Annotated in this window: 12 protein-coding genes; 6 read left to right on the top strand and 6 right to left on the bottom strand. The window is 64.4% G+C overall.

From position 1 onward, the window contains the following. Positions 1-5: 5 nt before the first annotated feature. Positions 6-578 (bottom strand): phosphatidylglycerophosphatase A family protein, encoded by a 573-nt coding sequence (locus PQR02_RS10700; protein ID WP_408229496.1) that lies wholly within the window; start codon positions 576-578, stop codon positions 6-8. Beyond that, the gene (thiL, locus tag PQR02_RS10695; RefSeq protein WP_408229493.1) at positions 568-1569 is read right to left on the bottom strand and encodes a thiamine-phosphate kinase; all 1002 of its coding nucleotides are present in this window, start codon (positions 1567-1569) and stop codon (positions 568-570) included. The genes PQR02_RS10700 and thiL overlap by 11 nt, the downstream gene beginning before the upstream one ends. Positions 1570-1798: 229 nt before the next feature. Between thiL and PQR02_RS10690 the strand changes: the two genes are divergently transcribed. The 3 genes from PQR02_RS10690 to PQR02_RS10680 all read left to right on the top strand — a co-directional run bounded on the left by PQR02_RS10690 (position 1799) and on the right by PQR02_RS10680 (position 5548). After that, the gene (locus PQR02_RS10690; RefSeq protein WP_408229490.1) at positions 1799-4138 is read left to right on the top strand and encodes an NADP-dependent malic enzyme; all 2340 of its coding nucleotides are present in this window, start codon (positions 1799-1801) and stop codon (positions 4136-4138) included. Positions 4139-4554: 416 nt separating this feature from the next. Next, complete coding sequence (locus PQR02_RS10685; protein WP_408229487.1) at positions 4555-4971, top strand: ribonuclease; 417 nt, start codon at positions 4555-4557, stop codon at positions 4969-4971. 7 nt (positions 4972-4978) lie between these two features. Continuing rightward, the gene (locus PQR02_RS10680) at positions 4979-5548 is read left to right on the top strand and encodes a barstar family protein (RefSeq protein ID WP_408229484.1); all 570 of its coding nucleotides are present in this window, start codon (positions 4979-4981) and stop codon (positions 5546-5548) included. A gap of 117 nt (positions 5549-5665) precedes the next feature. On the opposite strand, the gene PQR02_RS10675 is transcribed toward PQR02_RS10680, so the two are convergent. From PQR02_RS10675 to speE, 3 genes are all read right to left on the bottom strand, one after another. Then, a complete protein-coding gene (locus PQR02_RS10675; protein ID WP_408229481.1) occupies positions 5666-6406 on the bottom strand; it encodes a 16S rRNA (uracil(1498)-N(3))-methyltransferase in 741 nt (246 codons plus the stop codon). Between the two features lie 19 nt (positions 6407-6425). Then, complete coding sequence (locus PQR02_RS10670; RefSeq protein ID WP_408229478.1) at positions 6426-6839, bottom strand: VOC family protein; 414 nt, start codon at positions 6837-6839, stop codon at positions 6426-6428. A gap of 114 nt (positions 6840-6953) precedes the next feature. After that, positions 6954-7826, bottom strand: a complete 873-nt coding sequence (speE, locus tag PQR02_RS10665) for a polyamine aminopropyltransferase (RefSeq protein WP_408229475.1) — start codon at positions 7824-7826, stop codon at positions 6954-6956. A 279-nt stretch (positions 7827-8105) separates the two neighbouring features. Here speE and tkt point away from each other — a divergent pair, with 279 nt between their 5' ends. Further along, the gene (gene tkt, locus PQR02_RS10660) at positions 8106-10127 is read left to right on the top strand and encodes a transketolase (RefSeq protein WP_408229472.1); all 2022 of its coding nucleotides are present in this window, start codon (positions 8106-8108) and stop codon (positions 10125-10127) included. Between the two features lie 96 nt (positions 10128-10223). Continuing rightward, positions 10224-11234, top strand: coding sequence for a type I glyceraldehyde-3-phosphate dehydrogenase (gene gap, locus PQR02_RS10655; RefSeq protein WP_408229469.1), 1011 nt, complete (start codon positions 10224-10226; stop codon positions 11232-11234). Positions 11235-11322: 88 nt separating this feature from the next. Here the strand turns inward: gap and PQR02_RS10650 are convergent, their stop codons facing one another. Beyond that, on the bottom strand, positions 11323-12015 hold the full coding sequence (locus PQR02_RS10650) for a FadR/GntR family transcriptional regulator (protein WP_408229466.1): 693 nt from the start codon (positions 12013-12015) through the stop codon (positions 11323-11325). Between the two features lie 229 nt (positions 12016-12244). Here PQR02_RS10650 and PQR02_RS10645 point away from each other — a divergent pair, with 229 nt between their 5' ends. Continuing rightward, positions 12245-13573 carry a C4-dicarboxylate transporter DctA gene (locus PQR02_RS10645; protein WP_408229463.1) on the top strand — a complete coding sequence of 443 codons (1329 nt, stop codon included), beginning with the start codon at positions 12245-12247 and terminating at the stop codon, positions 13571-13573. Positions 13574-13651: the final 78 nt, after the last annotated feature.

The raw sequence follows: 13651 nt of genomic DNA, 5'->3' as shown, positions 1-13651 counted from the left end.
GGCGGTCAAACCGACATGCGCCACAGCGCAATCACAAGCAGCGTGAAAAAGGCGGCGACCAGATCGTCGAACATGATGCCAAAGCCACCTTTCAGGCGGCGGTCGAAATAACTGATGGGCGGCGGCTTCACCATGTCGAAAAAGCGGAACACGATGAAGGCCCACAGCTGGCCCGTCAGCGTCACCGGCGTGACCATCAGCAGCACCAGCCAGAACGCGATGATTTCGTCCCACACGACCGACGACGGGTCGCCGATGCCGAGTCGCCTGGCGGTAAAGCCGCAGATCGCGATGCCGCCGACAAAGCCGGCGCCGATCAGCGCGCCCCATTCGATCACGGTCAGATAGCGGCTCAGCACGGCGAACGAGGCCCACGCGAACAACGTGCCGATCGTGCCCGGGGCCACCGGCGACAGGCCGCTGCCGAACCCGAGCGACAGCAGGTGCAGCGGATGCGACAGCATGAAACGCGCGGTGGCGCGGCGCGGCTGAGGCCGCGGCGCACGCGGTTCCGGCGCCTGGGGCGGCTCGCTGCCGATGAGATCGTCGGCGGGGCCGAGCGGGGGATCAGTCTGCATGGAAGTGGTCGAAGCCTTGCAACGTCAGGGTGAGGGGTGCGCCGTCGGCATTGCGCCACTCGATGGCCGGGCGATCGTCCGCCGTCTCGAGAGCGCTTATTGTACCGATGCGGGTGACCGGCACGGCCACCGCCTGCCCGGCTGCTTCGATCGCGGCGCGTGCCGTGGCGGGCGCGGTGAAGCACAGCTCGTAATCGTCGCCGCCGGCGAGCGTGCAGCGCTGCTGGATGGCGGGCGCGAGGCGGCGCAGCGCGGCGGAACGCGGCACGGCGTCGACGTCGACCGTGGCGCGCATGCGCGAGCGCTCGAGGATGTGCAGCAGATCGCCGGCCAGGCCGTCCGACAGGTCGAGCGCCGCATGCGCGAGGCCGCGCAGCGCGAGCCCGAGCGGCACGCGCGGCTCGGGCCGTTCGAGGGCGCGGCGAAACGTCGCAGCGTCGCTGGCAGCGGCGGACCATTCCCCGCGCTGGACGCCGAGACCGGCGCGCGCGTCGCCGAGGGTGCCGGAAATCCAGATGTCGTCGCCCGGCTGGGCCGCGTCGCGCCGCAGCGCCGCTTGCGACGGCACGCTGCCGAACACGGTGACGCACAGATTCAGCGGGCCGCCCGTCGTGTCGCCGCCGATCAGTTCGCAGCCGTAGCGCCCGGCGAGCGCGAAGAGTCCCTCGCTGAACGCGGCGAGCCACGCTTCATCCGCCTTCGGCAACGAAAACGCCAGCGTGAACGCCTGCGGCTGCGCGCCCATTGCGGCGAGATCCGACAGATTCACCGCGAGCGTCTTGTGACCCAGCGCTTCGGGATCGATATCGGCGAAGAAATGGCGGCCTTCCACCAGCATGTCCGTCGATATCGCCAGCATTTCGCCGGCGCGCGGCGCGAGCAGCGCGCAGTCGTCGCCGATGCCGAGCGATGCGCTGGTGGCGTCGGACGGCCGAGCGGCGGCCGCTCGGCGGGCAAAGAAGCGGTCGATCAGCGAGAACTCGGAGAGCATGGCGGCCAATGATGAACGGATTACTACCGCGAACAGCGGCTAACGGCGCGCATTGTACGAAGTGCCGGCGCTATTCGCACCCACAGCACCCGCATTCCGCGCCCATATCACTAACGACTGCGAGCCGGGCCACACGTTTCGCGCAGCATGTCACGCCGGCCTTTCGCTCTGTTTAAGTCGTGGCACTTGTACCCGTATTGAAGGAATCGCGTCGGCAATTGGGGCTACAATGCCGTCGAACGTCTATTCTAATCCGCACTTCGAAGCCCGCCTTATGTCGACTCCCGTCAATAGCAAACTCCGCGAAGCCGCACTCGATTACCACGAGTTCCCCACCCCAGGGAAGCTGGCGATCACTCCGACCAAGCAGATGATCAACCAGCGCGACCTCGCGCTGGCGTACTCGCCGGGCGTCGCGTTCGCGTGCGAGGAGATCGTCGAGAACCCGATGAACGCCGCGCGTTTCACCGCGCGCAGCAACCTCGTGGGTGTCGTCACGAACGGCACCGCGGTGCTCGGCCTCGGCAACATCGGGCCGCTCGCGTCGAAGCCGGTCATGGAAGGCAAGGCCGTCCTGTTCAAGAAGTTCGCCGGCATCGACGTGTTCGATATCGAGTTGAACGAGTCCGACCCGCACAAGCTGGTCGAGGTGATCGCCGCGCTCGAACCGACTTTCGGCGGCATCAACCTGGAAGACATCAAGGCGCCGGACTGCTTCATCGTCGAGCGCGAATGCCGCAAGCGCATGAAGATTCCAGTGTTCCACGACGACCAGCATGGCACGGCGATCGTCGTCGCGGCGGCAATTACCAACGGCCTGAAGGTGGTCGGTAAGGACATCAAGTCGGTCAAGCTGGTCGCCTCCGGCGCGGGCGCCGCGGCGCTGGCCTGTCTGGACCTGCTGGTCGATCTCGGCCTGCCGCTCGAAAACATCCTCGTCACCGACCTGGCCGGTGTGGTCTACAAGGGCCGCGTCGAATTGATGGACCCGGACAAGGAACGCTTCGCGCGGGAAACCGACGCGCGCACGCTCGCCGAAGCGATCGGCGGCGCGGACGTGTTCCTCGGCCTGTCGGCCGGCGGCGTGCTCAAGCAGGACATGGTCAGGCAGATGGCGGACAAGCCGCTGATTCTCGCGCTCGCCAACCCGACGCCGGAAATCCTGCCGGAACTGGCGCTCGAAGTGCGCCCGGACGCCGTGCTGTGCACGGGCCGCACCGACTACCCGAACCAGGTGAACAACGTGCTGGTGTTCCCGTTCCTGTTCCGCGGCGCGCTGGATGCGGGCGCGACCACGGTGACGCGGGAAATGGAGATCGCGGCGGTCAATGCGATCGCCGAACTGGCGCGCCAGGAGCAGAGCGACATCGTCGCGACCGCGTACGGCATCCAGGATCTGTCGTTCGGGCCGGCGTATCTGATTCCCAAGCCGTTCGATCCGCGCCTGATCGTCAAGGTCGCGCCGGCGGTGGCGAAGGCCGCGATGGATTCAGGCGTCGCCGAGCGTCCGATCGAGGACATGGAAGCGTACCAGCAGCATCTGCAGCAGTTCGTGTATCACAGCGGCACGACCATGAAGCCGATTTTCCAGCTCGCGCGTGGCGTCGAGCCGGAGAAGAAGCGCATCGTGTTCGCCGAAGGCGAAGAAGAGCGCGTGCTGCGCGCGATCCAGATCATCGTCGACGAAAAGCTGGCGAAGCCGATCCTGATCGGGCGTCCGGCGGTGATCGAGCAGCGCATGGCGCGCTACGGTCTGCGTCTGGTCGCGGGGCAGGACTACACGGTCGTCAACACCGATCATGACGAGCGTTACCGCGATTTCTGGCAGGAATACGCGAAGATGATGTCGCGCAAGGGCATCACGCCGCAGATGGCAAAGCTCGAAATGCGCCGCCGCACCACGCTGATCGGCGCGATGCTGGTAAAGAAGGGCGAGGCGGACGGCATGATCTGCGGCACGGTCAGCACGACCCACCGGCACCTGCACTTCATCGATCAGGTGATCGGCAAGAAGGAAGGGGCGAAGGTCTACGCGGCGATGAACGCGCTGGTGCTGCCGAACCGGCAGATTTTCCTGGTCGACACGCACGTGAACGTCGATCCGACGCCGGAGCAGCTGGCCGAGATCACCATCATGGCCGCCGAGGAAGTGCGCCGTTTCGGTATCGAGCCGAAGGTCGCGCTGGTGTCGCATTCGAACTTCGGGTCGAGCAACGCGCCGACCGCGCAGAAGATGCGCGACACGCTGGAGATTCTGCGCCAACGCGCGCCGGAAATGCAGGTGGACGGCGAAATGCACGGCGACGTGGCGCTTGACGCGAATCTGCGTCGCGAGGTGCTGCCCGATTCGACGCTCGAAGGCGACGCAAACCTGCTGGTGCTGCCGAACATCGACGCGGCCAATATCTCGTACAACCTGCTGAAGACCGCGGCGGGCAACAACATCGCGATCGGCCCGATCCTTCTGGGTGCGGCCCGGCCGGTGCATGTGCTGACGCCTTCGGCGACGGTGCGCCGGATCGTCAACATGACGGCGCTGCTGGTGGCGGACGTAATCGCCACGCGCTAATTCCGGCCCGGTGAAACATGGCGCAGGCTGAACGCGCGCCATGCAAAAAAAAAGGCGTGCCTGCAACGGGCACGCCTGCGGGTAAAGCAGGGGATTGCCACCCTAAATACGGCTCATGACACACTTCACCTTCAAAGACTGCACGCCCACGGCTCTCGCCACGAGGTACAAAGAGGCGTGCGGGCCGCGTGCAGATTAGCCTGCATGACCCCTCCATTGGCGCAGTCAGGCAAAGTCTAGCCCGGGTGAGCTAAACATTCTGTCAAAAGTCGTCAAAGTCCCGACTGGGGGCCTTTTCCACACGATCCGGCAGCCTTCGCCGGCCCGGCGAACGTTGATTCCAAAGGCCATTAGCGATACCCTTACGACTTTCATGGTCGTCAAACTCGTGATTTAACAGCGGGGAACCTTGATACATGGCACGCAAGTGGCTGCGCATCAAAGGCGTGCTGATCGGTGCTTTTACGCTGTGCGCGTTGTTCGGCCCCGTGCCTGGCGCGTTCGCACGCGACTACGCGGCGTCCGCAGACGCGAACGCGCAGGTCCAGGGCACCGTTGCGCTGGCGCAGTTGCCGCGCGAAGCGGTCAATACGTTGAACTTGATTGCGGCCGGCGGGCCTTACCCGTATGAAAAGGACGGCATCGTATTCGGCAATCGCGAACGGTTGCTGCCGCCCCATCGGCGCGGCTATTACCACGAATACACCGTTCCCACGCCCCGCGCGCACAATCGCGGGGCGCGTCGCATCGTCTGCGGCGGTCCGCTAACGCGAACCGATGATTGTTACTACTCGGGCGACCACTACACCAGTTTTAATCGTATTGTTGAATGACATCGGGATGAACGGCATGAGCGACAACATCTACGCGCACGACACCGGAGTCGCGAGGGATCTTTTCGCGGCCGGCGACGGCAATTTGTTCCAACGCGTCATGAAGATGCGCGCCGGCGATCAGGGCCGCGACAACCAGGGCGATGCTGGCACGGTGGTTTCATCGAACGAGGAGCCCATGAGTCTTTTCAAGACCGTGCGACCGAACATCGTCCAGTCGATCCGCGCGTTCCGCGTGCAGGATCTCGCTGACGAGGCGAGCCGGCTCGGCCAGCATTTTCTGTATTCCAACTGCGCGAACGCGCAGTCCAAGCAGGAAGTGCTCGAGACCATCGCGACATCGTTTCTGTTTCCCAAGCATTTCGGCAAGAATTACGACGCGCTCTACGATTGCCTGACCGATCTCGTCCATAAGGCCGGCGCGCAGCCGGGCTTCGTGATCGTGCTCGAACACTTGCCGGTCGCGCAGAAGTTCGACAAGGAAGGGCGCGAGACGCTGCTGGACGTGTTCCGCGAAGCGGCCGAGTTCTGGGCGGAGCGCAAAGTGGCGTTCCGGGTCTTTTATTCGTTTGCCTGAATCTCGCCAATGTAAGCACAGCTTGTCGCAGGACGAGAAAAGAGAAAGGCCCGCCGCCCGGCGGGCCTTTGCTTTTGGTGCTCGCGCCCTTTGCGTGGGCGACGTGGGCAAGCTGCGTTACCAGCCGCCCCAGCGAGCAGCCAGGGCCGACAGCACTGAGACGCCCGCGGTTTCGGTGCGCAGCACGCGTGGTCCGAGGCCGACGGCAGTGAAGCCGTGATCGGTGGCCGCCGCTTCTTCCGCTGCGGAAAAGCCGCCTTCCGGGCCGACCAGCACGGTCACGCGGCCTTGCGGCGGCGTGGCGGGCAGCGCCGAAAAACTGATGCTGGCGCGCGGCGATAGCAGAATGCGCAGCTCGCCTTCGCCGGCCTCGCGCGGCAGCGCGCCGAGCCAGGTGGCGATCTCGCGCACGGGCATCACTTCGGGCAGCCTGTTACGCCCACATTGTTCGCACGACGCGCGCACGATCCCCTGCCAGTGTGCATGCCGCCGCTGCGCGCGCTCGCCGGCAAGTCGCACGACGCTGCGCGTGGTGGTCAGCGGCACGAAGCACGACGCACCAAGCTCGACCGCTTTTTCAATCAGCCAGTCCATCTTGTCACCGCCCGCAATGCCTTGGGCCAGCGTGAGCTGATACGGCGCCTCGACCTCGATTGGACGGAATTCGCGAATTCGCACCTGGACCGAACGCCGCTCGACCTCGACGAGCTCGGCGCTGTATTCGCCGCCCTCCCCGTTGAAAAGCACGATTGAATCACCGGGCTGCAAACGCAGCACGAGGATGTGCCGCACGACGTCATCAGGAAGCTGCATGAAGTCGTCGGGGTGGAGCGCGGCACTGACAAAGAAGCGAGGCATCAAAAAAATACTCATTGGCTCAGGAAAGGTGGCGAGCGAGCGCCCAACGGTAGCCGTCCAGATCTTCGACCTGAGCGAACCGGTCGCCCCAGAATTGATCCTGCGGCTCGCTCAACGATTTCGCACCGGCAGCCAGCGCCCGCGTGTAAACCGCGTCGACGTCGTCGACATAGACATAGAACGATTGTGGGGCGATCGCGCCCGCGCTTTTGGGGGTTTTCGCAGCCGAGCCGAACGCGCCTTCCGGCGCGAACATCACGATCAACTGCCCTTGATAAGTCATCTCGACATGCATGACGACGCCGTCGTCCTGGACGCTGTCGCGCACTTCGAAGCCGAAAGCCGCCGCGAAAAACGCGGTCGAGGCGCGCGCGTCGCGTACCGTCAGATAGGGGGTCAACCAGGGCACACCGGCTGGGCGAGAGGCGGTCATGGGTTTCTCCGGATCATGAAGATTGGCGGGACACACGCTACGGGACGAGGCCGGCGCTCGCGTACCGACATGCGGATAGCGCGGTCCGACCCAACCGTAAATTGTGCCCACACGTTAGCTTGATGGCTTTAAGAATTGGCTTAGTTTATCGCGCACGGCCCGCGATGCCGAGAAGAGTCCGGCGTGCAGGGCCGGATCGTAGTGCTTCAGCGAATCGATTCGGCGCGCGGCGAGGCGTTCGGCGAGCGTGTCGAGGGTGAGGGCGGCGGGGTCGAGTGTGTCGCTTGCGGTTGCCATCATCCACAGCGAGCCGTAGAGCGGCACGAAGGTGTTCATCGTGCGCACCACGGCGAATGCGGCGCGCAGCTCGCCGAGCAGGGCGGCCACCCGGCCGGCGTGGAAATAGGGCGAGCCGAGATGCACGGAGAGCGCGGCGGGTGCGCTCATTACGCGCTTGAGCTGTTCATAGAAGGCGCGTGTGTAGAGGCCGGCGGCGGGTGAGTCGGGCGGCGTCAGATCGAACACGACGAGGTCGAACTGCGCCGGCGCCGTTGCCGCGACATAGTGCGCGGCGTCGCCGATCACCAGTTCCACGCGCGGATCGTCGAACGCGCCGCCGTGCACCTCGGGCAAATGCTCGCGTATCAGGCGGACCACTTGCGCGTCCAGCTCCGCCACCACGATCCGTTCGATACCCGGATGCCGCAGCAGTTGCCGCGCGGCGCCGCCATCGCCGCCGCCCAGCACCAGCGCCGCGCGCGGCGACGGATGCGCGAGCGCCGTCGGATGGACCATGCATTCGTGGTAGATGAACTCGTCGCCGGTAGACGTCATCGGGCGGCCGTCGAGCGTGAAAAGCCGGCCGAGCTGCGGTGTATCCCACACCTCGATGCGCTGATACGGCGAATCGACGCGCGCCACGCGCCGCGCCTGCGCGAATCCGTACACAGCGTCTGAACTCGGGTGGAACAACAGCGGAGCGTTCACGGATGGCGGGCTCGCTTCGGAGCCGGGTGGATTCGGTTGACCCATTGTAAAGGGCGCCGCTCGACACAGCCTCGGCATGTGCGCCGGACCGCACGGCCAGGCGGCCCTCTGGGGCGGACGCGCGGCAACGATCTGTTAGAATGTGTCGCTTTCAGCCTTGTCCGTTTGCTCTGCCCGTTTCGCGTCGACTGGCGCCGCACCGTGCGCCGTAGCGAACTGGCCGCCGAGCTCCCGGTCCTCAAGCGCACACCGCTTTCTGACTCTGTCTCCGGACTCGACATGACGACCTCGTCTTCCGCACCCACCTCCCTGATGGCCAACGCAATCCGCGCGTTGTCCATGGACGCCGTTCAAAAAGCGAATTCCGGCCACCCCGGCATGCCGATGGGCATGGCCGAAATCGGCGTGGCTTTGTGGTCGCGTCATCTGCGCCATAACCCGAAGAACCCGCAATGGGCCGATCGTGACCGTTTCGTGCTGTCGAACGGCCACGGCTCGATGCTGCTGTACTCGCTGCTGCATCTGACCGGCTACGACCTGCCGATGGAAGAGTTGAAGAACTTCCGCCAGATGCATTCGAAGACGCCGGGCCACCCGGAATACGGCATCACGCCGGGCGTCGAAACCACCACTGGCCCGCTCGGCCAGGGTCTGGCGAACGCGGTCGGCATGGCGCTCGCCGAGTCGCTGCTCGCCACCGAATTCAACAAGCCTGACGCGAAGATCGTCGATCACCACACCTACGTGTTCGTCGGCGACGGCTGTCTGATGGAAGGCCTCTCGCACGAAGCATGCTCGCTGGCGGGCGTGCTGAAGCTGAACAAGCTGATTGCGTTCTACGACGACAACGGCATCTCGATCGACGGCGAAGTGGTGCACTGGTTCCACGACGACACGCCCAAGCGCTTCGAAGCGTACGGCTGGAACGTGATCCCGAACGTGGTCGGCCACAACGTCGACGCCGTGGACGCCGCGATCAGGCAGGCCAAGCTGTCCGACAAGCCGACGCTGATCTGCTGCAAGACCGTGATCGGCGAAGGCTCGCCGAACAAGGCGGGCAGCCATGATTCGCACGGCGCGGCGCTCGGCGACAAGGAAGTCGCGGCCACGCGCGAGGCGATCGGCTGGAAGTGGGAGCCGTTCGTGATTCCGCAGGAAGTCTATGCGGCGTGGGATGCGAAGGAGTCCGGCGCGCAAATCGAAGGCCAATGGAACAAGGCATTCGCGGCCTACGCGGCCAAGTATCCGCAGGAAGCGGCGGAATTCAAGCGCCGTAACGCGAAGGAATTGCCGGCGGACTGGCAGGAAAAGGCGCAGGCGATCATCGCCGGCGCAAATGAGCGCGCGGAAACCATCGCGACGCGCAAGGCATCGCAGCAGGCCATCGAAAGCCTGTCGGCAGTGCTGCCCGAGCTGCTCGGCGGCTCCGCCGACCTGACTGGCTCGAACCTGACCAACTGGAAGGCCGCGAAGCCGGTGCGCGTGAACGCGGAAGGCCACGCGGCCGGCAACTATGTGAATTACGGCGTGCGCGAATTCGGCATGAGCGCCGCGATCAACGGCGTGGCGCTGCATGGCGGCTTCAAGGCGTTCGGCGGCACGTTCCTGACGTTCTCCGACTACAGCCGCAACGCGCTGCGCGTCGCCGCGCTGATGAAGGCGCCGTCCATCTTCGTGTTCACGCACGACTCGATCGGTCTGGGTGAAGACGGCCCGACCCACCAGTCGATCGAACACGTCGCGAGCCTGCGCCTGATTCCGAACCTGCAAGTGTGGCGTCCGGCCGATACGGTCGAAACCGCGGTGGCCTGGACCCACGCGGTCGAACATCACGGCCCGTCGTGCCTGATCTTCAGCCGTCAGAACCTCGCGTTCTCGGAGCGCACGGATGCGCAGATCGCCAACATCGAGAAGGGCGGCTACGTGCTGCGCGACTGGAACGACGAGATCGTCGCGCGCAAGATCATCCTGATCGCCACCGGTTCGGAAGTCGAGCTGGCGCTAAACGCGGTCGAGCCGCTCGCACGTGAAGGTATCGCGGCCCGTGTCGTGTCGATGCCGTCGACCACGGTGTTCGACAAGCAGGACGCCGAGTATCGCGAACGCGTGCTGCCGCACGGCGTGCGCCGCGTCGCGGTCGAAGCGGGCGTGACGGATTTCTGGCGCAAGTACGTGGGTCTGGAAGGCGGCGTGGTCGGGATCGACACGTTCGGCGAATCGGCCCCGGCGGGCGTGCTGTTCAAGCATTTCGGCTTCACCGTCGAGCACGTGGTAGAGACGGCAAAAGCCGCGCTCGGCTGATCGGGAGCAAAGCGTTGCCGCTCGCGTGCAAACGCGCGGCAACGCTGCCGGTCAGACCAACCAGGACGTATTTTTTCAGCCATCAGGAGATAAATCATGACGATTCGCGTTGCAATCAACGGCTATGGCCGGATCGGCCGCAACACCCTGCGCGCCTTCTATGAAAACGGCAAGAAGCACGATATCGAAATCGTCGCCATCAACGATCTGGGCGATGCCAAGACCAACGCCCACCTGACGCAATACGACACCGCGCACGGCAAGTTCCCGGGCGAAGTGTCGGTGGACGGCGACTACCTCGTCGTCAACGGCGACAAGATCCGCGTGCTGGCCAATCGCAACCCGGCTGAACTGCCGTGGGGCGAGTTGAACGTCGACGTCGTGATGGAATGCACGGGCTTTTTCACGACCAAGGAAAAGGCGAGTGCGCACATCAAGGGCGGCGCAAAGAAGGTCATCATCTCGGCGCCGGGCGGCAAGGACGTCGACGCAACGATTGTCTACGGCGTGAACCACAACGTGCTGAAGGCATCGGACACGGTGATCTCGAACGCATCGTGCACGACCAACTGCCTCGCACCGCTCGTCAAGCCGCTGAACGACAAGATCGGCCTCGTGAACGGCCTGATGACGACGATCCACGCGTACACGAACGACCAGGTTCTGACCGACGTGTATCACGAAGACCTGCGCCGCGCGCGCTCGGCCACGCACAGCCAGATCCCGACCAAGACCGGCGCTGCGTCGGCGGTCGGTCTGGTGCTGCCGGAACTGAACGGCAAGCTGGATGGCTACGCGATTCGCGTCCCGACGATCAACGTGTCGGTCGTCGACCTGTCGTTCATCGCCGCGCGCGACACGACGGTCGAAGAAGTCAACGCGATCATGAAGGAAGCATCGCAAGGCGCGCTGAAGGGCATCCTCGGCTACAACGACGCGCCGCTGGTGTCGATCGACTTCAACCACAACCCGGCTTCGTCGACGTTTGACTCGACGCTGACCAAGGTGTCGGGCCGTCTGGTGAAGGTGTCGAGCTGGTACGACAACGAGTGGGGCTTCTCGAACCGCATGCTGGACACGGCTGTGGCGCTCGCCAACGCGAAGTAAGTTGCTGCGCGTTTCGCGCGACGCCCTGCAAAGCCGGCTTGGGTCGGCGGCGGGGCAAACAAAAAGCCGCTCCTCGGAGCGGCTTTTTTTACATCCGTGGGGTCGGGAAGTGGACGCCGGCGCGCTGCGCGGCGTTCGAGATGTGGGTTTCGATGGCCTTGCCCGCAGCCGCTGAATCGCGCGCGCCAAGCGCGTCGAGAATCGCGCGATGCTCGGTGTACGTGGACAGCACCAGTTCGCGCCGGTAGAACGGCATCCGCTGGCTTTCCTTCATGATCTCCGCGCTGCTTTGCAGGATCGATTCGATTGCCGCATTGCCGGCAATGCTGACGATCCGCATATGGAACTCGTAATCGAGGCGCGCGGCTTCGTCGAGTTCGTCGCAGGCGAGCGCGGTCTGCATCGCCGTGATGTTTTCCTCTAACCACGCGAGGTCGGCGTCGCTCATGGCGAGCGCCGCCATGCGCGCGACAAAGCCTTCCAGCGCAAAACGCATCTGATAGGTGTCCGGCAGTGACGACTGCTCGGAGAAACGCCACGAACGCGCGGCCGTGGCCTGCGCGCTTTCCACATACACGCCCTTGCCGGGCCGGATCATCAGCAGACCGAGTGCCTCCAACGTGGAGAGCGCCTCACGCAGCGACGCGCGGCTGATCGACAGTTCTTCGGAGAGTTGACGCTGGGCCGGCAGCAGACTGCCCACTGGATAATCGCCCGCTTCGATCCGTTCGCGGATGGTCGCGATGGCGGCATCGGTGACGGTATGCGGAACGTTTTTCATCGTTGCTCACTGGGTGGCGCGGTCTGACCAGCATTGTAATACGCGATCTGGACGCGTGGTGCGGTTGCGCAGCCGGCCTTCGCGACCCGACCCGGGATGGCTGGAAAAACAACGGGTAAAACACTGTTCTATGAATCCTTGACGCCAGTATATCGGTTTCTTACTATTGGCCATAACAGTACTGGTCGGACCAGTCTGAACAGGTAGGAATCGAAACCAGGAGGAAGCCGTGTTGAAATTCTTCAATTCGCTGTTTGGCCGGGTCGTCATTGCGCTAGTGGCGGGCATCGTGATCGGCGCGGTTTATCCGCATTTCGCCCAATCGCTGCGCCCGCTCGGCGACGGCTTTCTCAAGCTGATCAAGATGGTGATCGGTCCGATCGTGTTTTGCGTCGTGGTCAGCGGCATGGCGCACGCGGGCGATCTGCGCAAGGTCGGGCGCGTCGGGTTGAAGGCGGTGATCTACTTCGAGGTGATGACGACGATCGCGCTCGTGATCGGCGCGGTGCTCGCTTATGCGATGCGGCCTGGCGTCGGCATGAACATCAATCTGCATTCGCTCGATCCGGCTTCGCTCTCGACCTACACCGAGCACGCGAAAAGCCTCAAGGACACCGCCGGCTTTCTGCTGAAGATCATCCCCGACACGGCGATCAACGCGTTCGCGACCGGCGACATCCTGCAGATTCTGGTGTTCTCGGTGCTGTTCGGCTCGGCGCTGTCGCTGCTCGGCAAGAGGGCGCAGCGCGTGAGCGGCCTGATCGACGAACTGTCGCAGGTGTTTTTCCGCGTGATGGGCTTCATCATCAAACTCGCGCCGCTCGGCGTGCTAGGCGCGATTGCGTTCACCACCGGCACGTACGGAGTCGAGTCGCTCAAGCAGCTCGGCATGCTGGTGCTCGTGTTCTACGCGAGCTGCTTCGTGTTCGTCGCGCTCGTGCTGGGCATCGTCATGCGACTGGCGGGCTACAGCATCTTCAAGCTGATTCGCTATCTGCGCGAGGAACTGTCGATCGTGCTCGGCACGGCTTCGTCCGACGCCGTGCTGCCGCAGATCATGCGCAAGCTCGAATGGATGGGCGTGAAGGACTCGACCGTCGGTCTCGTGATTCCGACGGGCTACTCGTTCAACCTCGACGGCTTTTCGATCTATCTCACGCTGGCGGTGATCTTCATCGCGCAGGCCACCAACACGCCGTTGTCCATGCACGACCTGATCGTAGTGGTGCTGGTGTCGCTGGTGACGTCGAAGGGCGCGCACGGCATTCCCGGCTCGGCCATTGTGATTCTGGCCGCGACCTTGTCCGCGATTCCGGCGATTCCCGTGCTCGGCCTCGTGCTGATCCTGCCGGTCGACTGGTTCGTCGGCATTGCGCGCGCGTTGACCAACCTGATCGGCAACTGCGTCGCGACGGTGGTGGTCGCCGTGTGGGAGAACGATATCGACCGAGTGCGCGCTCATCGCGTGCTCAACCGCGACGCGGCGTTGCGCTATGTGCCCGCCGGTGAAGACACGGGCGCCGAGCCGGTCGGCGGCGAACACGCGCCGGCCGTATGACGCGGGCGGACTGACATAGGCAACTCCGAATCCTGATCCCGCGCGCCAACCCGGCGCGCTTACCGCACCGGCGGACAC

The sequence above is a fragment of the Paraburkholderia sediminicola genome, assembly GCF_046026895.1.
GTDB lineage: Bacteria > Pseudomonadota > Gammaproteobacteria > Burkholderiales > Burkholderiaceae > Paraburkholderia > Paraburkholderia sediminicola_C.
This window is presented reverse-complemented; position numbering and strand designations above follow the sequence as displayed.